Origin of the sequence: Paenibacillus dendritiformis (assembly GCF_945605565.1) — a bacterium.
Taxonomy (GTDB): domain Bacteria; phylum Bacillota; class Bacilli; order Paenibacillales; family Paenibacillaceae; genus Paenibacillus_B; species Paenibacillus_B dendritiformis_A.
On the sequence record NZ_OX216966.1, the window covers coordinates 892,578 to 915,722 of the forward strand.

Consider the following 23,145-nt stretch of genomic DNA (forward strand, 5'->3'; position numbering starts at 1 on the left):
AATGAAGAGGATGATTATCGGTGATCATATCGTAAAATCTTTCGGCGAGGGCGATGAAAAGCGCAATGTTCTCGACGGAGTGTCCGTTGAAATAAACGAGGGCGAGTTCGTTGCGGTGATGGGACCTTCGGGCTCGGGGAAATCAACGCTGATGTTTGCACTGAGCGGGACGGATGGCGTTGATGGCGGAAAAGTCGTAGTTGACGGCAGGGATTTATCGAAGATTGGGGAGAATGAGCTTTCCGATATACGCCGAACAAAAATGGGATTTGTGTTCCAACAACCGACGATGCTGAAAAATCTGAATATCCTCGACAACATCATTCTTCCGTCCATGCGGGGCAACAGAAAAAACGCCGCAAAAATTACAGAAAAAGCAAGAGCGCTTATGAAAAGGACAGGCATTGCGGAGCTTGAAAAGCGCGACACTACACAGGTGTCGGGAGGTCAGCTTCAGCGTGCGGGAATATGCCGCGCGCTTATGAACAGCCCGAGAATTATATTCGGCGACGAGCCTACGGGCGCGCTCAACTCCCAATCCGCGCAGGAAATTATGGACCTATTTTCCGAAATCAACGCGGAGGGTACTGCGGTTATGCTTGTCACTCACGACGCCAAGGTTGCGGCGCGGACGGAGCGTATTATGTTTATGCGCGATGGAAAAATCGTAAGCGATCTGAAGCTTCCGAAATTCACCGGGACGGATATGGATGGCAGGATCGAGAAAGTAACGGCGAAAATGAGGGAAATCGGAATATGATTTGTTGTTTTGAAAAGCAAATGAAGGAACTGTTGTCGGTGCAGACGGTGAGACCCTATATCTTGCGAGTACTTCTCGAAGACGACCTTGAATCGGTCGCAGGAATGTTTCGTGCCTAGTTGGAGTGATCTGGAGAATTTTTCTAAGGCGTGACTCCTCGCCTCCGCCATTACCATCAGAAAAGCGACCGTGATAGGTCGTTTTTTTGCGTGATAAGCCATTATGGGTGACATCATGAGGGTGAACGACTTTGGCGTGCTGCAGTTGGCTAATGACAAGGGGTAACCGCATCTGAGAAGCCGTGTATCAAAAAGTAGCAGCAAACGGGCACAGCCTTGAACCTCTATCTATGATTGCCATCTGGGAAAACCTGCGGCGTATAGTTTACTTATCGCAATTTGTCAAGATTGTTATAATAAGAGTATGTTTTTAGTTCTTTGTTTACCATCAGAGAAGGTAAATATTCCAATCACCTTTGTATCCAGTGTCATTAATAGCTAGTCCAATAAAGAGAAAGCAGGTGAACAAAATGAAGCTGACGGAAATTGAAAATACGATAGATCCAAATGTTTTAGAGCGAGGAGAAGCGTACTGGGAAAATGGTCATATCGTTGCTTTTCGTGAAGTGAAGCCCCGGGTTTACCACGCCGAGGTGGAGGGGGTCGTGTTTTACAATGTCGAAATTAAGCTTAGTTCGCGCGGGGAAGTCGTCCATACATTCTGTGATTGCCCCTATGACAAAGGCCCCATTTGTAAGCATGTCGCAGCTGTCCTTTTGGCAATCAGACATGCCTCCCAAAAAAAGAAGGCGGAATCCGATTCTAAAGGCAAGTCTGAAAATAAAAAGAGTATGGCTGACCATTTGTCCAAGCTCAGTAAGGACGAGTTGGTCGCGCTTCTTGTCCATTTCTCTAACGAAATCACGGAAGTAGAGCAAGCGCTCTCACTGAAATTTATAGACACCGGTGAGAAGGAAAGTGAAAACCATTTTAAAAAAATAATTCGTAACTCTATTAAACAAAACTCTGATCGTTCTGGCTTTGTTGCTTATCGGAATGTTCCCAACGCTGTCACGGGTGCCGAACAAATACTGAAGAAGGCGGAGGAAGCGCTGGATAGCGGAAATTACGTTCGTGCCGCTGAAATTAATTTTTGCATTATGCATGAGATGGGAGATTTGCTGCAGATGTGTGATGATTCCAGCGGAATCGTCGGAGGTCTAATTCAGGAATGTTTAAACAATATTCATCGTATATCAGTTCAGCTAGAAAATAGCTCCTCTAAGGATAGAGCCGTCCTATTTCAACGAGTTCTCAAAGAGGTGCTCCATCCGAATACAAAGGGCTGGAATGAGTGGCAATTGTCTCTTCTGGAAAGTGCAGGTTATTTGATGGCCGCTTCTGCGGAAAAGGATTTATGGGGTGAGTTGATCGCTAAATTAGAGGCGCATGAAAAAAGTCAATCCTTCTCCGGTACTTTTTTTACAGAGCATGCAGCTATACTTCGATACCAAGTCATTCAGAAGTTTGAAGGTGACAGTGTAGCATTGCAATTTTTACAAGACCACCTCGACAATCCGCACTTTCGCAAAATGGCGATTGAAGATGCTATCAAGAGACAGGAATTCGATCGAGCGCTGGAGCTTGCCGAGCAAGGAGAACAACAAGACGCTGAAAAAGGCTACCGCGGTCTTGTTAAACAATGGGAGGAGTATCGCTTCGAAATTTATGGGCATACTCGTCAAGTGGATCTTCAAAAGAAGCTTGCAGAGGAATTCGCAGTGTCAGGGGATTATCATTATTATATGATGTTAAAAGAATTATACAGCAGAGATGAATGGGAACAGGCATATGAGAGATTATTAGCCAAATTGGAAGACGAAGACAACAGGAATTGGCGAACGGAGTCCTTATATACCCGAGTGCTTATTGAAGAGAAGGAAACGGAGAAATTACTGAATTATGTCCGAAAGAACAAGCGGACGGTACTGGACTACTATCCATACCTCGTAAGTAAATATGCAGAAGAGGTCTTTGTTTTATTTACACAAACCATATCAGAGGAAATCGCCCAGGCTTCCAATCGAAAACAATATCAGAAAGGATGCAGAATGATTCGTGATCTCATCAAAGCAGGCGGGGCAGCCCATGCGGAAAAGGTTATTGAACAGTTATGCTCCACTTATCCCAATCGGCCTGCTCTTATCGATGAGCTGCGAAAGATTAAACGATTCTGATTCGGGGGATATCCAAATGTGATTACACCCGTACAAGCCTGTGAGGCGTTGGTCATTCGGTATTATTTACATGGCAAAACGGTCTTCGATAAGGAGGCTCTAACATAAACACAAGGGACTGCTCCTCTTTGAGCAGTCCCTCACAGCTAATTCAAAAAGTTATAGTGGCTCTCCAAGACCCTCCGCCTTGGTTACATGTGTAAGTGCCTGTAACCGTTCTGCCGTCCCCAGCTATAGTGCCGGTGTAGTCACAGTTATTTCCATCGCTGCTGTTTCTACGCAAAACCTGGACGTTATTGCCGAATAGGTTGATCGTCAATACAGCCGTAATATCCGGTGCCCCAGGCATAGTCCATCTTGCATCGAAAATGTTGGTGTTTCCCCGGCGCCGCCACACACCATTCCAGCCGCCTTCTTGTTCATACCAGACCCTGCCCAAATCGATTCTCTCGCGCCGGATGATTGTGGCCGTCCAAGTGCCTCCTCCTCGGATACATCGATAAGTCCCGCTAACCGTACGACCATCTCTGGAGAGTGTTCCTGTGTAGGCACAGTCATTTCCGTCGCTGCTGTTTTGCCGGAGGACAAAAACAAAATTTCCGAATATATAGATCGTTAAAACAGCTGTTATAGCCGGAGCTCCAGGCATAGTCCATCTGGCATCGAAGATGTTGCTGTTCCCTCGCCTGCGCCACACCCCGATCCACGGGCCTTCTTGTTCATGCCATTCAATGCCCAAATCTTGCTGTCGAAATGGGACACCGGATATGTCGGAAGGATAATCAAGTTGATAATACCCGCCAAATTGACCGTAACCATACGGGTCGTAACCGGATGGAGCGTAATTGGAATGACCGAAATCGTATCGATACATTGATTATTCTCCTTCGTTGTAACTATTTTGCATTATATTATGTTGGGGATTCGCCTATGGTACCTACAGCCGCCTATTTTTGGCATTCATACACTTTCAGTCAGGGAACAGAATCAGCGGCAGCAGTAATATCCGGTTAACTTATATTATTTATGGTTAATCAGATTAAATATCTGCATGAAGCCACCGAAGCCATGAAACTATCGGTAGTCTAGCCAGCCGATAGCAGAAAGTCTTCTGCTTCAGCGTAAATTTTCGAACAGGTGTTCGAACCCCCCGTCTCTACCATGAAAAACCCGACTGCATGAGGTCGGGTTTTTGCTTTACTCCTTCGTATTTTCTGTTAGAATGTTATTAAGTTATTACATTAGTAAGGTATAATTTTGTACGCTTGGATCATACTATGAGGAGAGAACATTATGATGAATGGTGTGGTCAATATGGAAAAAGACCGTGACACAACGAAGAGGACTCGATACGCTCGCAAAATAGGCCGAATGGGCAATAGTTTAGGGATTAGTTTACCAAAGAGACTTGCAGAAAAAATGAATGTTACACAGGGTGACGAGATTGAATTTTTCGAAAATGACCAGGGAGAAATCGTAATCAAAAAGGTTTGGAAATCGAATTTGCCTGAACATGTGCGGCCTGAAGTGTTAGAAGCATTTTATGATGTTTTTCATGAGGATAAGGACATATTTAATGACCTAAGGGACCGATAAATGGTAAAGTATTTGACCAAAGAAGAAGTGGTGGCCGGACACTACTTCATGATGAAGCAGATGCGCGATATGGAACAAGCGGGCGTTAAAGATCATCCTCTTCTTGAATCTGCCGTTTATAGGCCGCAGCAAAGTGTATTTGGCGAGGATGCGTATCCAACATTATTTGAGAAAGCAGCTGCGTTGGTTGATTCTTTGGCTAAAAACCATTGCTTTCATAATGGCAATAAACGAACGGCTTATTTATCTGTAAAATCATTCCTTAAAATTAATGGCTATCATCTAAAAATGGAACGGGAATTTGCAGTGAATTTCATGGTAGACATTGTAAATGGGAAATATTCTATTGCAGATATGGCTCAAATTTTTGCAGAAAATTGCATCAAAATGTAAGATGGGGCGGCGGGGATATCTAGCTGTAATTATTGCATGATCGAACCGGTTATTTCGGAACACTATCGCGAATGGAAGCGACGCAATCATTCCAGAACTCTTTAGATTATTTTGAAAAGGGGTTATATCCCCTGCCAATCGCTTGTATGGTACCGTCAATTTCGTCCTCTATGACGCCTTTGGCGGTACTTTTGCGTTCAAAGAATGTTGCCCCTGTACGTTTGCCGATTCCGAACAACCAGTGTATTTTACCCAAATTCACCATGCAGCTAATTTGCCCGAAATGAAACCTCCCTCCCCATTTTCCTGTATTATAAGATAAGATGGAATCTATTCGAGGGGGAGCTCAGCATGGGAATCTTGTCGAGGTTCAGGGATATTATGGCGAGCAATGTGAATGCTTTATTGGATAAGGCGGAAGACCCGGAGAAGACGATTGATCAGTATATGCGGAGCTTGCACCAGGACCTGGGCAAGGTGAAGGCGGAGACGGCTTCGGTGCTGGCGGACGAGGGCAGGGCCCGCAGGGCGTTGGATGAATGCAATGCCGAGATCCGCAAGCTGCAGCGTTACGCGGAGAAGTCCGTGGAAGCCGGCAAGAAAGAGGATGCGCTCAAGTTCCTCGAGAGGAAGGCAGCGCTGGCAGGGAAGAAGGGTGAATTGCAAACCGCCTATGAATTGGCTTCGGCCAACGCCGCAAAGATGAAGCAAATGCAGGATAAGCTGATATCGGATATCGGCCGGCTGGAAGCGAGGCATGCGGAGCTGAAAGGAAAGCTGGCGGCTGCCAAAATGAATTCCGGCGGCTCTTCCTTAGGCGATGTCAATTCCTCGTTCGATGCCTTGGAAGAGAAGGCGAATCGCGCCTTGGACGAAGCGATGGCCCTGGCCGAGCTTCGGGCAGGAGCGAAGGAAGACGATCTGGATGACCTGATTGCGCAATTGGAGAAGGATCTGCGCACGAATGCGAATACAACCACCAATGCGGAAGATGAATTGGCTGCACTCAAAGAGAAATTGAACAAGAAGGAATAATGGCTTCTTTGTAATAGGGGTGAGCAGATGCCGGTTATCGAATATAAATGCCCGAACTGCGGCAGCGGGATGGAGTTCAATGCGGAAACGGGAATGCTAGCCTGCCGAAGCTGCGGAAGGGAAGACAATATCGAGCAAATTCCCGATCCTTTGACGAAGCAAGTGTTTTCGGAAGAAGATAAGACTAAGGAATATCACTGCAACAGCTGCGGAGCCGTCATTATGACGGATGCGGAGACGAGCGCAACCAACTGCAGCTTCTGCGGTTCGGCCGTCGTGCTGGGCGATCGGCTGACCGGGGAACTGGCCCCGGCGAAGGTGATTCCTTTTTCCATCAGCAAGGAACAAGCGATGAAGGCTTTCCGCAAATGGTGCCGAGGTGGTCTGGTAACGCCACGCGGGTTCATGACGGCGGATCGAATCAAAGGAATCACCGGGTTGTATGTGCCGTTTTGGCTGTATGATCTCCATAACGAAGTTGAGGCATATGCCCGCGCCACGAGATTAAGCACGTACACTTCGGGAGATTACGAGTATACCAAAACAGATTATTATGACGTATACCGAGAAATCCATCTTGATTATGTAAGGGTGCCGATTGACGCATCGAAGAAAATGAATGATGAACTGATGGATAAATTGGAGCCTTTTCCTTATGATAAGCTGGAACGCTTCAAAACGCCGTATCTGGCCGGTTACATTGCCGAAAAGTACAGCTATAACGAGGAACAGCTATACCCCCGGGTGAAGCATAAGGTAGAAGACTATATCCGCTCTTATATTAAGTCTACGGTGTCGGGATATACGACTGTGAACTATACCGATGTCAACATTGATACCGAGCTGGAGCGTGCCGATTATGTCCTGCTTCCGGTATGGATGGTGAACTATGACTACAATAAAAAGGAGTATACGTTTGCCATGAATGGCCAGACGGGCAAGGTGGTTGGCAAGCCTCCAATTAGCAAGGGAAAAGTGGCCGCATGGTTTGCCGGGATTTCGGCCGCCTCCTTCCTGATCATGCACGCGGTGTCCTCCTGGGTTTTGGGAGGTGGATTGTGGTGAGAAGGAAGAGAGCGATCCTCGCCTACCTGTTCTTCTTCCTCATGATGCTGGCCATTCCGATGGACATCATTGCGGGTGAAGCGGCCGCGACGAACGAAAAGCAGTTGATTTTCGATACAGCGGAGCTGCTTACTTCGCAGGAGATTGAAGAGCTGAACGCGTTGGCGAATCAATACGGAGCCGAGCGGGAAACAGATTTTATCATTGTTACGATCAACGGCCCGGAAGCTTATGACGTGAAGGCAATGACGCAGGATTTCTATGATAATTATGGGCCCGGTTACGATAAGCCGCATGGCAATGCCGCCATTTTGATGGTGGACATGACGCATCGGGAAGTGTACCTGGCCGGATTTTATAAAGCGAAGACCTATCTGGATGATGACAGACTGGACAAAATACGAAGAAAGATATCATCAGATATGTCAGATGGCGAATACAAGCTTGCCTTTCAAAAATATATCCAATTGGCGCATAAATATATGGGATTCCGCCCAGAGGTGAACCCGGACAATCTCTTCTTCAATACGTGGGTGCAATTAGGCATCGCGCTGGTCATCGGAGGGAGCGTCGTTACTTTGATGGTCCTTCGTTCGGGCGGCCGGGTTACGGTCAATTCCCGGACTTACGAGAATTCTAGCACTTCGGGCGTCGTCGCTCGTGAGGACAAGTATCTTCATACCAACACAACGAGACGGAAGATCGAACGGAGCAGCAGCAGCGGCTCAAGCGGCGGAGGCGGAGGGACTACTTCAGGGGGCCATTCGCATAGCGGCAGCAGAGGATCATTTTAGAGGCGTCTGCTTTTGATCACGATGAAGAATAGGGGGCAAGACGGCATCGAATCTTGCATTCACTCTTGAAAAGCATATGCTTCCGAAGCATGTTTCCTGCGGAAACATTTTGGCTGCTCATGTAGTCTCGCCTACACTCCGCAGCTCCTTACAAGTTTTGCGGAGCAAAACTCGCATCGGAAGCATACGCTTCGAGTTCTTGCAACCTTCTCGGTGCTGAAAACCAGCCTTTTTGAACATAGATTTTTATTGAAAGGACGGGATAAGGATGGGATTCTTCAGAAACCAATTTGCGAATGTAGTCGAGTGGGAAGAATTTAGAGACGATATGATTTTTTGGAAGTGGAGCAATCGGGAGATTAAAAAAGGCTCCAAGTTAATTATCCGCGCCGGACAAGATGCGATTTTCGTAAATAACGGCAAAATCGAAGGGATTTTCAAGGATGAAGGGGAGTATAACATTGATTCGGATATCATCCCGTTCCTGTCCACGTTGAAAGGGTTCAAATTCGGCTTCAACAGCGGGATGAGGGTGGAGGTCCTGTTCGTGAACACGAAGGAGTTCACCGTTCGCTGGGGAACGCAGAACCCGGTTCTGATCCCGTCTCCGCAGCTTCCGGGCGGCATGCCTATTCGCGCCAACGGCACGTTTAATTTTAAAGTGAATGACTACGTGACGCTGATCGACAAGGTGGCCGGGATGAAGGACAGCTATCTGGTGGAGGATGTGAAAATACGGATTACTTCCGTGCTGGATCAGTTGTTAATGAAGTGGATCAGCCGGGAAGGGAAGGACATGTTCAACCTGCAGGCGAATGCTTCCGATATTGCCGCGGGCATCCGCGAAGATCTGGATATGCAAGTGATGGACAACGGCCTGACGATTACCGGCTTTCAAGTGATGAGCTTCAATTATCCGCAAGAAATTCAAGATATGATTACGAAGACGGCTTCGCATGAGATGATCGGCAATCTGCAGAAGTACCAGCAGGTGACGATGACGGACGGCATTGCCTCCGGCAAAGTAAAAGGCGGTGGCGCCGCTTCGGACATGGCAGGCATGATGATGGGAATGAACATCGCCAATGAAATGATGAAAAATATGAATCAAAACCAAAAGCCTTCGGCTGAGACAGCACCTGCCGCTTCCTCTCCTGCGGAAGGCAATCAAAAGCCGAACTTCTGTCCGAATTGCGGATCCAAAAACGAAGGAGCTAACTTTTGCCCGAATTGCGGTCACAAGCTCAACTGACCCGGACAGCCGCCATCCCAAAGCCGACCGTGCAAGGTCGGCTTTTTTGGGCTTGGTAACATGAAACGAGACTACAGCTCATCCGCAAGGCCTAACAAGGCGATGCCGGCAATGACCATGACGATAATCGCATATTGCTTCTTGTTCAGCCGCTCCTGGAGAAAGATTCGGGACAGGATGACCGAAAAAATGCTGTAGGAAGCAATCAGGGGCGCTGCAATGATGGCGTTGCTGGACATGGCGAATACATAAAAGAACTGCCCCGTTGTTTCAAATAGGGCGGCATATCCTTTCACGCGTTCTTGAAAAATGCGGAATGGCTGTTTTTTAATAAACTTGAGATATGTAAAGGCGAACACGGAGCAAATGAAAAAAGTGAATTCATAGGCGAGCAGAGCAGCATCTTCGCTGATTAGACTCAGTTCATCCAAATAAATCCCGTCGGCAAATGTCCCGAGCCCGTCGATGATGCAGTACAGAATCGGGAAGGTGATGGCCATAAAGCCGATCTGATATTTTTGATCGATCGCGGATAAGCTGTTCTGAAGCGCTTCGCGTTCCGCCCTCTTTTCCAAAATAGCAATTCCAATCACGCCGGCCGTAATCATGGTTATGCCTAAGATTTCAACGATGCTTAGCTCGTGGGTGAAGAAAATGAACAATAGTATGGCAGTTACGGCTCCAGAAGAATTTTGTACGGGAGATGCAATAGACAGTTCCATATACCGCAACCCAATATACCCGATCGTCATCGATAAGATGTACAGCGCGGATACCGGCAAATAGCGAACGAGATCGATCGGATCAAAGTTAATTCCTCTGATGAACAGATATGCCGTAGCGTGTATCCCCATAACCAAGCCGACCATAATGACGATTTTAATATGGCTGGACCGATCATGAGGGTCGCTGCCTTTTTTATAAAAGAGATCAGCGCCTCCCCAAGCCAAAGCGGTTACTACCGCATACAAAAACCACATGACTTCGCTCCTCTTGTTACATATTTCACATGTAGTATAAGCTCTATCATTATAAAGACTTCGCTATGAATGTCAAGAGCAAGAGATTGCAATTCAGGTCAAATATAGAGTAAGGCATGCTTGCTATGATGACAGGGAAAGGAGGAGGCCTTCGTGTATGAATGGAATGAAATGGTCCAGCTCATGATCGACTGGATTGGCTTATCGCAAAAGTCCGGGACCGATTCCATTAGCCATTCGCGCCGAAGTGTTCTCCCCTTATCATTATGTGATGAAGGAGCGAGGCAGAATGAGAGAGGTACAGGTGCAGGAAGCAGAAGTCAAGGTGGAGTTTATACCGGCGCATAAGTTTATCGGAATCTGGGACAGCTCGGCACAGAACTACGGCCAATTCTGGAGCAATGGGCATGATTGCGATGACATTTGCGGGATTCTGGAGAGCCTGTCTCATCATACGCTGTCTGGGCAATTGAGCCAGACGGCAGGATGGTTTTACGAAAAGGGGCGGAAGGGGTATTTCTACGGCATCCCTGTTCCTCATTATTATAAGGGGGACATTCCGGAGGGAATGGAGTGCCGTGATATACCTGAATCCGAGTATCTCGTTTTCTTTCATCCCCCTTTTGACTATTTGAAGGGCAACGGCGAGGTAATGAGCAAGGTGGAGCTAGCGGCGTGGAGCTTCGACCCTGAGAGCATGGGCTATGAATGGGATGAGGAGACGAAGCAGGACTATCAGCGCCATTTCCCGGAGGGTTACGGTTATGCCGTGCTGCGTCCGGTGAAGAAACGCAACTAAATCGCAGCGAAAACCGGCAGAACATCACTGCCGGTTTTGGTGACTATTCACTCGAAATATCGAAGGTACACATCCTCCAAATTCGGCTTTACCGTTCGGAATTCCATATGCTCCAAGGGTTCATCGTGAACGATTCTCGCCCAGATGCCGCTTGAATCGCTCGTAATCTGGCTAACTTTGAAGCGGGACTGCACCTCGGCAAGCTCAGACTCCGTGACGCGCACCTCATGGACTTTGCCTTCCATGCCGGCCAGGATGCGAGCAGGCTCGTTTTTGACAAGAAGCTTGCCTTCCTTCATGAGAAGAATTTGCTTCGAGATGAACTCGATATCGGACACGACATGGGTTGCGATAAGCACAATTTTGTTCATGGCGATGGTCGATATGAAGTTGCGGATGCGAATGCGCTCTTTCGGATCAAGCCCTGCGGTTGGCTCATCCAGGATCAAAAGCTTCGGGTCATTCAATAGCGCTTGGGCGATCAGAATACGCTGCTTCATTCCGCCAGAGTATGCGCCAAGCTTCGTATCCGCATCCTTGCGCAGGTTCACGATGTCCAGCAGATCATCGATTCTTTCTCTAGCCCGCGGCGCCTTGATCCCTTTGAGAGCGGCGATGTACCATAGAAATCTCCGACCCGTGAAATGATGATATAGTCCTTGCTGCTGAGGCATATATCCCAAAATATTCCGATACTCCTTGCCGAGACGAGAGATGATCTGATCGTTATATCGAATCTCTCCTTCATCCTGCTTCAACTGATTCGTAATCAGATTCATGAGCGTAGACTTGCCAGCGCCATTCGGACCCAATATGCCGTATATTCCAGGGGAGAACTCGGCACTGAAGCGATCTAGCGCCGTTTTGCGCCCTTTGTTATAGCGCTTCGTTACACGATCAATAGTCAGTTCCACGGTCAGTCCCCCTTCTGAATGAAGCTATTGAATGTCCGCCATGCGCCAATGCCGCATCCGATGCCAAGAAGAAGCAGCGTTCCATAATACATGCTCATGTTCAGCGCATATTGTGATGTTGGAAAGGCGTGATACAGTTGAAAAAGAAGATTGAAGGATATGCTGCCGATTGGTTTCCATCCCATATACTGCAGACCAAGCGGGATGACCACGATAGCGGTTGAAATTAGCAGCAGGATCGCTTGTCTGCGGACAAGCACCGCCAGGAATAGCACGACATGAACGAGCAGCAGCACGCCTCCGATCTGGAACACACCCATCAGAAGAACATACTGCAGGATGCTCAACGATCCCTCTACATGCCCGAGCACTTCGATGCTCTGAACCGGAGCCTGCCAATCGATGTCAGGGTAATGCCTTAGCATATTATAGAACTTCGGGATCTGAAGCAGGAGGAGCAGGAAGACGCTGTACAAATAGGCAACGGCATGCTTGGAGAGGAACAGGTTCCCCCTGCCATGATGGGTGCTCCGTAGTATAGCCATCATGCCATACCTGTAATCAAGGGCGAACAGCGGGCTGAGTCCGGCCAGCAATAAGACGGCATACAACAGGCCATCCCGCAGATCCGATTGCTGCCGGTTGAACAGCGCATCGGAAGATGTCACATTCACGAAGCTGCCCGTAATTCCACGGACTTCCTGCAGCCTTAACAAGTAATCCCTCTGCTCCTCAATGTACTGAAATGCTTTCGCTTGCTTGGCGAACTCCTCCAGCTTCACCTTTTCTGTATTATAGACCGTAAAATCAATGCTGCCGGTCGTATATTGTTCATACCAATAAGCGAATTGTCGCGGCAGATCATCATATTTTGCCCTTTCTTCCTGCAGGAAGTTCAGTTTATCTTTATTGATTGCACCGCTGATCTGATCCAAATAGCGGTTATAGACGATGGAATCGAAATCGAACCTTCGTTCATCCCAATCGATCTGCTGATATACGATAACTCCAGCGAGCAGCAGCAGGAGGATACTTTTCCCGGAGATGAACAATTTAAATCCTTCATGCATCAATAGGGAATTGGTGCGCCGCAGCTTGAACCATGCCGCATGCAATCTTCCCCGCCAGCGATCCCAAGGAAGCAGGGACCCGATGCCGGCATCGGACACATAAAGACACGCGCAGAGTAGGGGCAGCAGCATCATCACAGCCCCGCCGAGCCAATACGTCAATGTCGTCTTCTTTACCGGGTAACCGAACACATTCAGGTTCCGATAATCCGCAAGAAGCTGGAAGGAATCGTAGAATGCAACCACGTTCATATATTTGAACATATTCAGGTATGAATTCGGATGGATCACGGAATAGCATAGAAAGCTGATGCCTAACAATGCAGCTGTCGCCAGGTAGACTCCTCCGGCCCGGCGAAATAATAAGAAAAAGGCAGCAAGCATCCAGGCAAACAACAGGTTGGCAGCCACCTTCAGCAGCAGATACAGGAGCAGGAACTGTCCTGCTGTCAACGCTTCGACTGCGCCCTGGAACGACGGCATCGATTGGATATAACGGTCAAGGTCCCCAAAGCCATAGAGCTGTTCGCTTATCACCAAAATCGATCCCTGATATAAGAGGGTCAGCAGTACGGTCAGCAGGCTCAGCACAACCCATTTCGCTCGCCACAGGTCAAGCAGACCGTTGCGCGTCGAACGGATGAGGCGGTTCAGCCCTTCTTCCTTCTCAACCTGGAACAAAATGATGCATAGCAGGAACAAGAGCGCGGCAAGGCACATATCCGTGGACTGCAGCCGCGTGCCTGATGTGAGCCCCTCTTCCAGTCCCAACTGCAGCGGCAAGCCGCGGAGCGGTTCGAAGTCATGCACCGTTTTCCCAATATTACGGTAGGAGTAAGTTCCCTCCTGATAGAAGATGGAGACCGACAGCATCTCTTCTGCTCGAGTGCCCATTTCTTCCATCGTCCGCCGATACTGGTCCATATGCTCGTATTGCTTTTTGATTCGTTCGATGAGATATAATTCTCGGCCAATCAGCTCCGGGTTGCCTGCATAAGGGCTTTGCCTATACTGCTTATACTCCTGAGGATGGGCCTGCTTGGCTTCATGGATGGCTTGCTCCCAGATCTCTTCGGCAATGGTTCCTTCTTGGGCAAATGTGCTGTATAAAGCCAATAAATCCGCTTGTCTGGCGGTTACTGCCAGCCCCTCATCGGTTGGCAAGCTTCGATATTGTTGCTCCAGGCGTTCATACTCATCTCTGTGTTGAATCAGAGCTATTTGCTCGCGGAACTGGGTATTATAGTAGAACAGCCCATTGCCCAGCAGCAGCAGGACGGCCAAAAGGGCAAAGACTCGTCTATGCCATACCTTCAACAGTTCATATCCGATTAATGTCATGAGGAACTCCTTGCATCAATGGCATTCTCAAGGTTTAACGGAGCTTTGTCTCCAACAAAGGTTTTAACTTAGCTTGTCCTGACTCGATCTCTCGTTTGTCCAAATACAAGATGGAACTCTTATCTGACTGCTCGTTATAGGCAAACATATAGCGATCGTCACCTGGAACCATTTCAATATGTTTGGAAAAAGGAGATAGATCAACTTGATGAATCAGAGCGTTATCTTTGAAAATGGATAGCTGAACCGGGACGTCTGGAGCATATTCATGGACATAGCCGCCTATCGGCTGAATATATGTATATAACGAGTCTCTGTAAATATAAGAAATAATAGGTGGGTGATCTACCTTTACTTCTTCGATATGATTCCCTTCCAGGTCGGACGAGTATTTCTTGTGCGTCCGCTTGTCCAGCGGATCGCCATAGAAATAAGAGAAGTAAAGCCTATTATTAGCGATGCTGCGTAAGCTGGATAACCCGCCATCTCCGCGATCCCACAATGTTGTCACTTGGCCGCTTTGAAGATCGTATCGTTGGGTTTCATAGCCTTTCTCGTTAAATACAAGCCAGTATAATTGCGTTCCATATGGAATGATATCGGTTATCTCATTCACTTGATCAGATGCGTGATAAATCAATTCGGGATCTTGCTTCAAATTATCAAGGCTCGCTTTGAAGACGTTCACTTCCAAGTCACTCTCTCTGTTCCCGTCTGTAGTCGAATAATAGAGATAGCCTCGATGAATGGCCAGCGATCTCGGCGCGGCTTCAAATGTTTTGATGACTTTTCGATTTTTTCCGTCCGGATCCAACCTGACGAGCGTCCAGGTAGTATCGAACCTTGAGCGTTTGCTTTCCCTATCCCAGTAGTTTTCTAGTACATACAGGTGCGAATCATAATACTGTAAAAACTGAGGAGGCTCAGACGATGTAAATTGAACGAACGCCGAGCAGTTTTCGGTAGTCGGGTTGTCCATGCATTGATTGTCAGGGCGATTATCTAGAAGAATGGGCTTTGTGCTCTCTTTGTCCATATAATAAATCAGTTGATCGTGAAGGAAGTAATATCCCGTCTCTGATCGGGTTATCTTCAAACCATATCCTTGTTTGTGGAACATAAATGGATAATCCCAATCCAACTGATACTCATTGTCGTCAGGTAATGTCTTACTAGAACACCCTGATGCAAGGATCAGGCATAGTAGCAGGGTAAAGAAAATGTATTTCTTCATCACGGTATCCTTTCTCTAGATATTGCAGTTATGTGACGATAAAGAGATAATGCCTTGGGGAAAGTGCTCCGTTCCCCTTCCCCCAAGGCTAAATTGTTAATGTAAAATATTACTAGTAGTTAACTGACGTAGTATCTTCCCATGTAGCTGAACCTACTTCCGCCTTATGCTCTGCAGTTGCGGATACTGACAATGCAGGCACGTATTGTGCTTTGGCGGTAGCCGAGACACCTGGCTGCTTTTCATAAGCCGAAGCTGTTGCAGAGCGAGTTTTGCTTGCATCTCCATGCTTGTAGTAGTAAGTTACTTTAACAGAAGAGTAGCAATTGCTGCCCCCACATGAAGTTTGTCCTGAGGCGCTGTCACTATAAATTGTTATCCTGCCAGAAGTATCATTATTTCCGGCTTTACCAGTGGTATAGGACTTAGCGTACGCCCCGCTAGCAAATAACATCGATGCTGCCAGCACAGAAGTTACAAGAGCTAAACATTTTCTGCGGTTAAGCTTCAAGAGAATCACTCCTAATCAGTTATTAGGTGATTTGTAAGTGATTTCCTATGATGCTCCTACCAATATTCGGCCGAATTAGTAGTATAAACACCACCCGATACATATATTACCACATAATTGGTTTATATGTAATATATAAATTTAAGCGCTTTTCCTAAACCTCCTTAAGTCACCTGGTGCCGCTGGAACACACGCCGGGTCACCCAGACAAGAACTCCAGTGACGGCGACGACGCAGCTTACCGCAGCCACGGGATAGAGGATGGGGAAGCCAAATATATTAACTGTCTCGAATCGATTAAATAGCGTGGGAACCCGGATGAATTGGCTATAGCTGAATGTTGCCAGCCACTCGATAATGTCAAATCGAATGTTGAACATATCATTTAGTACGTAAGGGGCGCCAAGGATACAACCCGCAATGAATAGCGTCAAGAACGATGATTTACTTAAGGAAGACACGAACATAACTGCAAGCGCAAATGCAATGCATCCGATGATATGTACCCCAAACTGAATGACGTAATACTGTATAACCGTCCATGAATACGGAGAGTGCATGAACTGGTGCGAATCCCCATATCTGCTTATGGTATAGAGTGGACTGCTCGCTCCATCCAGATTGCCGGACAGTAGCCCGCTCACAGCGAGATTGATCAGTTGGAAGGCGGCGCTGCATATGAATGCATAGATAATGGCGGCACAGCATTTGGCGGAGATGAGCTGCCCCTTCCCATACCGGCTGCTTAAGATTAGGCTGTCCATTCCAGTTGTATATTCTTCAGAATACAGAGGAGCCAAACCGATAAGAATCATCACGCCTATGAAGGCAACCCCGAATTGATCTATGTTATAGAAAATACTGGCCCAAGGCTTGTTGTAATATACTTGACCCGAAGGAGGCCCCTTCTCCATCAGGAGTCGTTCATGAAGGGCATGCTTCTTGTATTCATAACTGCCGGGAGCGCTAAGCCGAAGCTCGGCCCGAATCTCCGCAAGCTGCTTCGTATAAGAATCTTCTAACATAGGCACATCCCATATATCCTGGAGCAAACCGCGGTCAACGAGCGGCAATAATCTTCTGTCCTCATGTTCTTCAAATATTTTTAGTACCTCCGCAATATCTTGCTCCGTTATGACCCGTTCATACGGTTTATATTTTTGGGAGCCGTCCTTGTAATAATCAATCTGGTAAACGATAAAAAGGCCAAAAACGAGCAGCAGGAGCAGGCTGACGATAAGCACGCTTTTACGCGAGATAATTTTGATTAATTCATATTTCAACAAATGTCTCATGCTTCAAACTCCTCGTTAAAATAGTGCAAATACAAATCTTCAAGCCCCGGCGATTCTGGCTGCGCAGAGGAGAAAGGCTGGTCCTTTGCCAGAATTCGCACCTCAATGCCGTCCGGCTGGCGAAGGAGGTTCCCGATTTTGTAGCGCAGCTTCAACTGAGGCAGCTGGCTCTCATCGATCTTCGCCTTCCAGACGCTGCCTGCGAGTTGTCCCAGCAGCGAAGCGAGCCGATCCTGCTTCAGCAGCTGCCCTTCCTTCATGAGCAGAACTTCCTTGGCGGCATATTCGATATCCGACACGATATGGGTCGACAAAACGACGATGCGGTCTCCCGACAGCTCGGACAAAATATTACGGAAGCGAATCCGCTCCTTCGGATCGAGTCCGGCGGTAGGCTCGTCCAGAATTAGCACCTTCGGGTCATTCAGCAGCGCCTGAGCGATGCCGAGCCGCTGCCGCATTCCGCCGGAGAAGGATTTGATCTTTCGCTTCGCCTGATCCGCCAAGCCGACTAACTGCAGCATCTCATCGACCTTGCCGACGGCATAACCTCGATCCATTCCTTTCAACGAAGCGATATACATCAGAAATTTCCGGGCCGTAAACTCCTTGTAGTATCCGCATTGCTGCGGCAGATAGCCCAGTATGTCGCGATAGGCTTCTCCCAGCGTACGAATATCGTGATTGTTCAAGCGAATGCTCCCGGAGGTCGGGCGCAGGATATCGGCGAGCATGCGAAGCAGCGTTGTCTTGCCCGCTCCATTGGGGCCCAGCAATCCGTATACGCCAGGGGTCAGTTCTGCCGTAAAATGTCGCACCGCCTGCTTGTCCTTGTATTGCTTCGATATGTTGTCAATCGTTAGCTCCATAATTCAGACTTCCCTCCACGATAAATGAATGGCGCCGGACAAGGTGCATGCCCTCCCGAATGAGGAGCAGGAGGGCTCCGGCATTGATGATAACGGTGATGCCGATGTTGATTCCCATCAAGTACGGCATGACATTCGAATTCGTCAGCACGATCATGCCCAGCGCCATCCAGACGGCGGTCAGAACCATGATGGCAGATGTGCCGCGGATGCGCATGGCGATCCATAGGGAAATGGAGGCGATGATGATGAACGGCGTGAACCAGCTCCATGTCAGACTCCAGAACGAAAAGTCATCCCGTACCAAATAAAGCAGGCCGGACAAGCATGTGTTCCATACCAGGCTGTGCAGCAAAATGAACAGCAACCGCGACAGCATAATCTCTTGAACGGATATTTTGCAGGCCAGCTCGACTTCGAGCACTCCCTGCTCTCGGCCCTTGAATACTTCTATCAATCCGATAATAAACGGAAGCGGCGCTAATAGGATGACTGCAGCATAGGAAGAATGAGCAGCCGCAATCGTGAACCACAGCCCTGCTCCGAATAGAATCAGGCAGCCGAGCCAGTACAAGCGGCTGAACATTGCGATGTCTGCTCCCGCCCGGCGCATCAATTCGCCCCATCGCCGCTTCGGAGGCGGCACTGCTGCCGATTTTACAGGGACATGTCTTCTTAATGCTTCGATTGTCCGCTCTACCTCATTGTCGGTCGGGAGCTCTACCCGATAGGGCTTCAGCAGGTTGCGGATAGCTTCGTAATCGGCGTCATGCAGCTGTTCTGTTGGCTTACCCTTGCTTCCTGTGGTCACTGCCCTCACCTCCGGCCAGCAGTATTTGTTTGAGCTTGGATATTCCCGCTTTGATGCGGTATTTGATCGTAGACTCGCTCGTGTCCGTCATCTCCGCAATCTCTCGAATCTTCATATCATGATAGAAGTTCAGTATAATCGCGTCCCGCTGCTTCTCCGGCAAGGAGAGTACGGCCTGCTTCGCTTGCTCCTGCTGATAGTGGCAATGGAACAGATCCCATACATTGCTGTTCTCATCCGGCATGTCCACTTCCAATTCCGTATGCGCATGCCGGTGCCGGTACTGCTTACTGCGGTAATAGTCATAGCAGTGATTGACGGCGATTTTCAACAGCCAATGCCGGAATTTCCCCTTGTCACGGTAGTTGCCGAGCGATTGCATCATCTTGATAAATACTTCCTGGGTCAGATCGTAAGCGGTATGCCGATTCCCGATTTTTCGATACAGATAGGAGTAGACGTCCGAATAATGGCGCTTCACAAGCACTTCCATCGCAGCTTGACTCCCGTCTCGGATCTCTTCAATTAATTCCTCATCGGTAAGCACGGTGCTCACCCCCTCCTCTAACTGTAACGAAAAAAGTCGAAAAAAAGACGAAGGGCTTGCGATTATTTTTGTGTAATGAGGTGTAAAGCGAAAAGAGGACCGGGCTCTATATGAAAAATTGCCCGGCACCGGAAGCACAAACAGAGGCATACCGTTCGTATGCCTCTCGCTCAATCTACATATGACACTTTGGCCACATGCCCAAAGTGGATAAGGCGAATAGACTGCACTCGAATGGCGTCTCGAAGAATTGGAGAAGTCAGAGCCCGGAGTTCCCCATCCTTGGCCTCCGGTGCGATGCGGAGCGGATGATCGTCCCCTCGGTACCGGGGGTGGCACATGATCTCGGTCGTTGTTCCCTCTTGCAAATAATGGATATGATGCAGGAGCCGGGCCAGATGCGAATCCAGGTGGGTAGGCATAATTCCGGCAGTGACCAGCTTGTTGAACTGATGATTCAGCTCGACTTCAATCTCCGCTTCTCTTCATTCACGAGATGAACATGCTCTATCGTATGCGGGGGCTTATATAGGAGTACGCTGCCCGCACCATGAATCCATGAATGCGGGGTCGGCCTGTTTCCCAACTTCGGATTTCCCTGTCAAAGCGTTCACGCCATGTTACAGCGTATGCTTCCGGTACAAGCGGCGAAGAAGCTTTCTCGTGATCAGGTACGAGATGATAACGGAGATCACCAAGGAAAGCGAGTATCTAAACTGAGGTGTCTCGATTGAGCCAAGGATCGGGGTAATGAACGCTTGGGTAAGGATGAGAACGACGACAAAGCTGAGAGTGGCATGCACAATCTTTTTCGACCGGTTCACGGTTATACCTCCTGCTGTTGAATGAGATGTTTCCTGAAATGAACGATAATCATAATTATCGGAAAATATGAGAAAATAGTGAAGAGCAGGGAGGCGGGCGGAGAGATTACCGAACAAAAAACCGCCATTCCCCAAAAATGAGAAAATGGCGGCTCCAAGGATAACCGTGTCTAAAATTAACGCACTTTCGTGACCGGATAAGGGTGCGGAAGCTCGATGCCCGCGCGCTGAACGATCGCCCGGGCCGTGTCCTGCACGCGATCGAGAATCGCGTCCTCGTCCAAGGTGACAATGCGGCAATCCTTCATAATCCATTGTCCGTTGCACATCGACGATTCGACGTTGCTGGAATGCATCGCGTAGACGAGCGTCGATACTGGATCATGCACCGGCAGCACGCCCGCGCTGCGTGGATTGATGATGATAAGATCGGCTTTCTTGCCAACCTCCAGTGATCCGATCTCATCCGCCCACCCGAGACAGTGCGCTCCGTTGACCGTCGCCATCTCCAGCACCTGCACGGCCGGCAGCTTCGTCGGCGTAAGCGTGCGGCCTTTGTGAATGAGCGCGGTCAGCAGCATCTCGTCGATCATGTCCATCCGGTTGTTGCACGGCGCGCCGTCCGTAGCGATGGATACGGTAATGCCGCGTTCCAGCATCTCCGGAATGCGGGCGAAGCCGAGCACGCGCATCGCCGCTGCCGGGTTGTGGGATACCTTCACATCGTGCAGGCGGAACAGATCGATCTCCCGATCCGTCATCCATACGGTATGAACGGCCAGCATATTCGGGCCGAGCACGCCGAGATGGGCGAGATGTTCTACGGTCGTGCGGCCGCGCTGCTCTTCCACGAAGCGGATCTCCTCCGGAATCTCCGCCACGTGCATATGGATCCCGACGCCATGGCGATCGGCCAATTCCTTCGTGCGCACAATCAACTCGTCCGAGCAGTTGAAGATCGTGCGCAGGCCGAACCAGACGCGCAGGCGCCCGTCCGCCTGGCCATGCCAGCGCTCGAACAGTTCTTCCTGCACGGCGAGCGAATGCTCCGTCGACTCCCGCCATGGCTCCGGCAGTCCTTCCGGCATATCCATCGTCGCGCGGCAGAGCACGGCGCGAATGCCTGCCTCCTGCACCGCCCGGGCGATGCCGTTCACTTCCTTGCCGCCCGCCTCTGCGAACGTCGTTACACCCGAGCGGATGAGCTCCAGGCTGCAAGCCAGTGCGGACAGATACGCTTCTTCCTCCGTCATGCAGCTCTCATAAGGGAAGACGCGCTTGTACAGCCAGGTGAGCAGATCGACATCGTCGGCAATCCCGCGGCCGAGCTGCTGCATCGTATGGACATGCGTATTGATAAGTCCCGGCATAACCGTCTTTCCGTTCAGCTCTACCACTTCCGCATCCGCCCGCACCTCGGACGGATCAACGGCGCCTATCGCCTTGATGCGATCGTTCTCGATCAGTACATCACCGTTCTGGAAGACGCGGCGCTCCCCATCCATCGTCAATATCCAGCCGTTCTTCAACCATACTTGTCTCACCGGATAATCCCTCTCTTCGCTTCTGCAAGATGTATATCGTCATCGTCGAGCAAATCACTTTATTCCTTGTTTACGATACCAGTCTACCCGACCCGATGTCAATTAAATCACGAACATTTATCAATGGTAATAGATATAACGTTCGCTTTTACCAAAGATCGGGAGCGGCGTACAGCTTGTCGCATTTTTACAATCCTTGCTGTACAGAAGAAGCTATAATCGAAGCAATATCGCGGCACTATATGGAGAGGGAGCCTTCTCCCTGAGAGCAGAGGAGTGAGTGACATGGAAGATTTGAAATACGAGTTCTATATCGGCGCCCCTGCCGACACGGTCTGGAATACGCTAGTGTCGCCGGAAGGGACGCGCCAGATCTTTTTTGGCAGCGAGCTTCGGTCTACGTTCCAGGTCGGGGATACGTACGAATACGTAGGCCCGGGCAATGATGGTGAAGAGACAGTCCACGTGTATGGCACCGTGCTGCAGTACGAGCCGAACAAGGTCTTCAGCGGAACGGAACATCCGGGCCCGTCCTATTATAGCAATCACGCCGAGCTGGAGACGAGAATCACCTTCACGCTGGAGACCGTTGGCCAGTGCACGAAGCTGACGCTAGTCAATGATCAGTGGCCGGCCAATCATCCTTCCTATCCCAATGCGAGTTCCCATTGGTGGATGATTCTGTCCAACGTCAAGACGCTGGCCGAGACGGGCAGAACGCTGGATCTCGGGTGGTAGTCCGCTGCATTGCACGAGAATAGAGAGCCTTACATGAGAGAAGAGCACCTGCATATCGCGGTGCTCTTCAATATGGGTAAGACACTATTACTGGGGCATCTTGCGCGTTGAGATCGCAATGCGGTTCCACGCGTTGATGGTGATGATCGCCATAATAATATTGCCGAGTTCGGCGGGTTCAAAATGCCGTGCGGCCTCATTATAGACGTCATCCGGCACATGAGTCTCCGCCACCAGGGTGACGGCCTCGGTCAGGGCCAGCACGGCTTGCTCTTGCGGACTAAAGTAAGGCGTCTCGCGCCACGCGGGAAGCGTATAGATGCGCTGTTCGGTCTCTCCCAGCTTCCTCGCGTCCTTCGTGTGCATATCTAGGCAGAAGGCGCAGCCGTTGATCTGGGAAGCCCGAATCTTGATTAATTCCAGCAGGCGCGGCTCCAATCCCGAGGCGGCAACGTATTTTTCGAGCTGCCCCATCGCCTGGTAGGCCTCGGGGTTGGTTATATTCATTTGCGGTCTCTGAGTCATTCGAATCTCCTC

At 49.2% G+C, this 23,145-nt stretch carries 24 protein-coding genes; 11 read left to right on the forward strand and 13 right to left on the reverse strand.

Annotated elements, in window-relative coordinates; translation table 11 throughout:
- Window position 1 precedes the first annotated feature (1 nt).
- The gene (locus tag NNL35_RS03955; RefSeq protein ID WP_006678567.1) at window positions 2-760 is read left to right on the forward strand and encodes an ABC transporter ATP-binding protein; all 759 of its coding nucleotides are present in this window, start codon (window positions 2-4) and stop codon (window positions 758-760) included.
- Between the two features lie 529 nt (window positions 761-1,289).
- Window positions 1,290-2,996: an SWIM zinc finger family protein gene (locus tag NNL35_RS03960; protein ID WP_006678568.1), complete on the forward strand. Its 1,707-nt coding sequence runs from the start codon at window positions 1,290-1,292 to the stop codon at window positions 2,994-2,996.
- Window positions 2,997-3,147: 151 nt separating this feature from the next.
- On the opposite strand, the gene NNL35_RS03965 is transcribed toward NNL35_RS03960, so the two are convergent.
- Window positions 3,148-3,870: a hypothetical protein gene (locus tag NNL35_RS03965; RefSeq protein ID WP_006678569.1), complete on the reverse strand. Its 723-nt coding sequence runs from the start codon at window positions 3,868-3,870 to the stop codon at window positions 3,148-3,150.
- A 419-nt stretch (window positions 3,871-4,289) separates the two neighbouring features.
- Between NNL35_RS03965 and NNL35_RS03970 the strand changes: the two genes are divergently transcribed.
- The 6 genes from NNL35_RS03970 to NNL35_RS03995 all read left to right on the forward strand — a co-directional run bounded on the left by NNL35_RS03970 (window position 4,290) and on the right by NNL35_RS03995 (window position 9,131).
- Window positions 4,290-4,592, forward strand: coding sequence for an AbrB/MazE/SpoVT family DNA-binding domain-containing protein (locus NNL35_RS03970; RefSeq protein WP_006285820.1), 303 nt, complete (start codon window positions 4,290-4,292; stop codon window positions 4,590-4,592).
- Complete coding sequence (locus tag NNL35_RS03975; protein ID WP_006678570.1) at window positions 4,593-4,985, forward strand: type II toxin-antitoxin system death-on-curing family toxin; 393 nt, start codon at window positions 4,593-4,595, stop codon at window positions 4,983-4,985.
- Window positions 4,986-5,336: 351 nt separating this feature from the next.
- Window positions 5,337-6,020 (forward strand): PspA/IM30 family protein, encoded by a 684-nt coding sequence (locus NNL35_RS03980; RefSeq protein WP_006678571.1) that lies wholly within the window; start codon window positions 5,337-5,339, stop codon window positions 6,018-6,020.
- A 27-nt stretch (window positions 6,021-6,047) separates the two neighbouring features.
- Window positions 6,048-7,085 (forward strand): TFIIB-type zinc ribbon-containing protein, encoded by a 1,038-nt coding sequence (locus NNL35_RS03985; RefSeq protein ID WP_254552935.1) that lies wholly within the window; start codon window positions 6,048-6,050, stop codon window positions 7,083-7,085.
- Window positions 7,082-7,879 (forward strand): TPM domain-containing protein, encoded by a 798-nt coding sequence (locus NNL35_RS03990; RefSeq protein WP_006678573.1) that lies wholly within the window; start codon window positions 7,082-7,084, stop codon window positions 7,877-7,879. Before NNL35_RS03985 ends, NNL35_RS03990 begins: the two co-directional genes overlap by 4 nt.
- Window positions 7,880-8,147: 268 nt before the next feature.
- Window positions 8,148-9,131: an SPFH domain-containing protein gene (locus tag NNL35_RS03995; protein ID WP_006678574.1), complete on the forward strand. Its 984-nt coding sequence runs from the start codon at window positions 8,148-8,150 to the stop codon at window positions 9,129-9,131.
- A gap of 71 nt (window positions 9,132-9,202) precedes the next feature.
- Here the strand turns inward: NNL35_RS03995 and NNL35_RS04000 are convergent, their stop codons facing one another.
- Window positions 9,203-10,111: an EamA family transporter gene (locus NNL35_RS04000; protein WP_006678575.1), complete on the reverse strand. Its 909-nt coding sequence runs from the start codon at window positions 10,109-10,111 to the stop codon at window positions 9,203-9,205.
- Between the two features lie 196 nt (window positions 10,112-10,307).
- Here NNL35_RS04000 and NNL35_RS04005 point away from each other — a divergent pair, with 196 nt between their 5' ends.
- Complete coding sequence (locus NNL35_RS04005; RefSeq protein ID WP_254552936.1) at window positions 10,308-10,910, forward strand: hypothetical protein; 603 nt, start codon at window positions 10,308-10,310, stop codon at window positions 10,908-10,910.
- A gap of 47 nt (window positions 10,911-10,957) precedes the next feature.
- Here NNL35_RS04005 and NNL35_RS04010 read toward each other — a convergent pair whose 3' ends face one another.
- The 8 genes from NNL35_RS04010 to NNL35_RS04045 form a co-directional block, all read right to left on the reverse strand.
- On the reverse strand, window positions 10,958-11,824 hold the full coding sequence (locus NNL35_RS04010; RefSeq protein WP_006678577.1) for an ATP-binding cassette domain-containing protein: 867 nt from the start codon (window positions 11,822-11,824) through the stop codon (window positions 10,958-10,960).
- 2 nt (window positions 11,825-11,826) lie between these two features.
- Window positions 11,827-14,235 carry a hypothetical protein gene (locus NNL35_RS04015; protein WP_006678578.1) on the reverse strand — a complete coding sequence of 803 codons (2,409 nt, stop codon included), beginning with the start codon at window positions 14,233-14,235 and terminating at the stop codon, window positions 11,827-11,829.
- A gap of 34 nt (window positions 14,236-14,269) precedes the next feature.
- Window positions 14,270-15,469 carry a hypothetical protein gene (locus NNL35_RS04020; RefSeq protein WP_006678579.1) on the reverse strand — a complete coding sequence of 400 codons (1,200 nt, stop codon included), beginning with the start codon at window positions 15,467-15,469 and terminating at the stop codon, window positions 14,270-14,272.
- A 112-nt stretch (window positions 15,470-15,581) separates the two neighbouring features.
- Entirely contained in the window at window positions 15,582-15,980 is a 399-nt protein-coding gene (locus tag NNL35_RS04025) for a hypothetical protein (protein WP_138985662.1), read from the reverse strand.
- A gap of 164 nt (window positions 15,981-16,144) precedes the next feature.
- On the reverse strand, window positions 16,145-17,275 hold the full coding sequence (locus NNL35_RS04030; RefSeq protein WP_006678580.1) for an ABC transporter permease: 1,131 nt from the start codon (window positions 17,273-17,275) through the stop codon (window positions 16,145-16,147).
- On the reverse strand, window positions 17,272-18,144 hold the full coding sequence (locus NNL35_RS04035; RefSeq protein WP_006678581.1) for an ABC transporter ATP-binding protein: 873 nt from the start codon (window positions 18,142-18,144) through the stop codon (window positions 17,272-17,274). Before NNL35_RS04035 ends, NNL35_RS04030 begins: the two co-directional genes overlap by 4 nt.
- Window positions 18,128-18,955 carry a hypothetical protein gene (locus NNL35_RS04040; protein ID WP_006678582.1) on the reverse strand — a complete coding sequence of 276 codons (828 nt, stop codon included), beginning with the start codon at window positions 18,953-18,955 and terminating at the stop codon, window positions 18,128-18,130. Before NNL35_RS04040 ends, NNL35_RS04035 begins: the two co-directional genes overlap by 17 nt.
- Window positions 18,933-19,511, reverse strand: a complete 579-nt coding sequence (locus NNL35_RS04045; RefSeq protein ID WP_238535414.1) for an RNA polymerase sigma factor — start codon at window positions 19,509-19,511, stop codon at window positions 18,933-18,935. Before NNL35_RS04045 ends, NNL35_RS04040 begins: the two co-directional genes overlap by 23 nt.
- A 362-nt stretch (window positions 19,512-19,873) precedes the next feature.
- Here NNL35_RS04045 and NNL35_RS30315 point away from each other — a divergent pair, with 362 nt between their 5' ends.
- Window positions 19,874-20,002, forward strand: a complete 129-nt coding sequence (locus NNL35_RS30315; RefSeq protein ID WP_276540119.1) for a hypothetical protein — start codon at window positions 19,874-19,876, stop codon at window positions 20,000-20,002.
- 120 nt (window positions 20,003-20,122) lie between these two features.
- Here the strand turns inward: NNL35_RS30315 and NNL35_RS04050 are convergent, their stop codons facing one another.
- On the reverse strand, window positions 20,123-20,326 hold the full coding sequence (locus tag NNL35_RS04050; RefSeq protein WP_006678585.1) for a hypothetical protein: 204 nt from the start codon (window positions 20,324-20,326) through the stop codon (window positions 20,123-20,125).
- A gap of 176 nt (window positions 20,327-20,502) precedes the next feature.
- Window positions 20,503-21,870, reverse strand: coding sequence for an amidohydrolase (locus tag NNL35_RS04055; protein ID WP_006678586.1), 1,368 nt, complete (start codon window positions 21,868-21,870; stop codon window positions 20,503-20,505).
- Window positions 21,871-22,155: 285 nt separating this feature from the next.
- Here NNL35_RS04055 and NNL35_RS04060 point away from each other — a divergent pair, with 285 nt between their 5' ends.
- Window positions 22,156-22,608 (forward strand): SRPBCC family protein, encoded by a 453-nt coding sequence (locus NNL35_RS04060; protein WP_254552937.1) that lies wholly within the window; start codon window positions 22,156-22,158, stop codon window positions 22,606-22,608.
- An 87-nt stretch (window positions 22,609-22,695) separates the two neighbouring features.
- Here the strand turns inward: NNL35_RS04060 and NNL35_RS04065 are convergent, their stop codons facing one another.
- Window positions 22,696-23,133 (reverse strand): carboxymuconolactone decarboxylase family protein, encoded by a 438-nt coding sequence (locus NNL35_RS04065; RefSeq protein ID WP_006678588.1) that lies wholly within the window; start codon window positions 23,131-23,133, stop codon window positions 22,696-22,698.
- Window positions 23,134-23,145 lie beyond the last annotated feature (12 nt).

What these genes read in the sequence shown, in the direction of transcription:
- NNL35_RS04060 (WP_254552937.1), top strand. Translation starts at nt 22,156, where the DNA reads ATGGAAGATTTGAAATACGAGTTCTATATCGGCGCCCCTGCCGACACG.
- NNL35_RS04000 (WP_006678575.1), bottom strand. Translation starts at nt 10,111, where the DNA reads ATGTGGTTTTTGTATGCGGTAGTAACCGCTTTGGCTTGGGGAGGCGCT.
- NNL35_RS03975 (WP_006678570.1), top strand. Translation starts at nt 4,593, where the DNA reads ATGGTAAAGTATTTGACCAAAGAAGAAGTGGTGGCCGGACACTACTTC.
- NNL35_RS03970 (WP_006285820.1), top strand. Translation starts at nt 4,290, where the DNA reads ATGATGAATGGTGTGGTCAATATGGAAAAAGACCGTGACACAACGAAG.
- NNL35_RS04065 (WP_006678588.1), bottom strand. Translation starts at nt 23,133, where the DNA reads ATGACTCAGAGACCGCAAATGAATATAACCAACCCCGAGGCCTACCAG.
- NNL35_RS04035 (WP_006678581.1), bottom strand. Translation starts at nt 18,144, where the DNA reads ATGGAGCTAACGATTGACAACATATCGAAGCAATACAAGGACAAGCAG.
- NNL35_RS04030 (WP_006678580.1), bottom strand. Translation starts at nt 17,275, where the DNA reads ATGAGACATTTGTTGAAATATGAATTAATCAAAATTATCTCGCGTAAA.
- NNL35_RS03985 (WP_254552935.1), top strand. Translation starts at nt 6,048, where the DNA reads ATGCCGGTTATCGAATATAAATGCCCGAACTGCGGCAGCGGGATGGAG.
- NNL35_RS30315 (WP_276540119.1), top strand. Translation starts at nt 19,874, where the DNA reads ATGGATATGATGCAGGAGCCGGGCCAGATGCGAATCCAGGTGGGTAGG.
- NNL35_RS04015 (WP_006678578.1), bottom strand. Translation starts at nt 14,235, where the DNA reads ATGACATTAATCGGATATGAACTGTTGAAGGTATGGCATAGACGAGTC.
- NNL35_RS03955 (WP_006678567.1), top strand. Translation starts at nt 2, where the DNA reads ATGAAGAGGATGATTATCGGTGATCATATCGTAAAATCTTTCGGCGAG.
- NNL35_RS04020 (WP_006678579.1), bottom strand. Translation starts at nt 15,469, where the DNA reads ATGAAGAAATACATTTTCTTTACCCTGCTACTATGCCTGATCCTTGCA.
- NNL35_RS03965 (WP_006678569.1), bottom strand. Translation starts at nt 3,870, where the DNA reads ATGTATCGATACGATTTCGGTCATTCCAATTACGCTCCATCCGGTTAC.
- NNL35_RS03980 (WP_006678571.1), top strand. Translation starts at nt 5,337, where the DNA reads ATGGGAATCTTGTCGAGGTTCAGGGATATTATGGCGAGCAATGTGAAT.
- NNL35_RS03995 (WP_006678574.1), top strand. Translation starts at nt 8,148, where the DNA reads ATGGGATTCTTCAGAAACCAATTTGCGAATGTAGTCGAGTGGGAAGAA.
- NNL35_RS03960 (WP_006678568.1), top strand. Translation starts at nt 1,290, where the DNA reads ATGAAGCTGACGGAAATTGAAAATACGATAGATCCAAATGTTTTAGAG.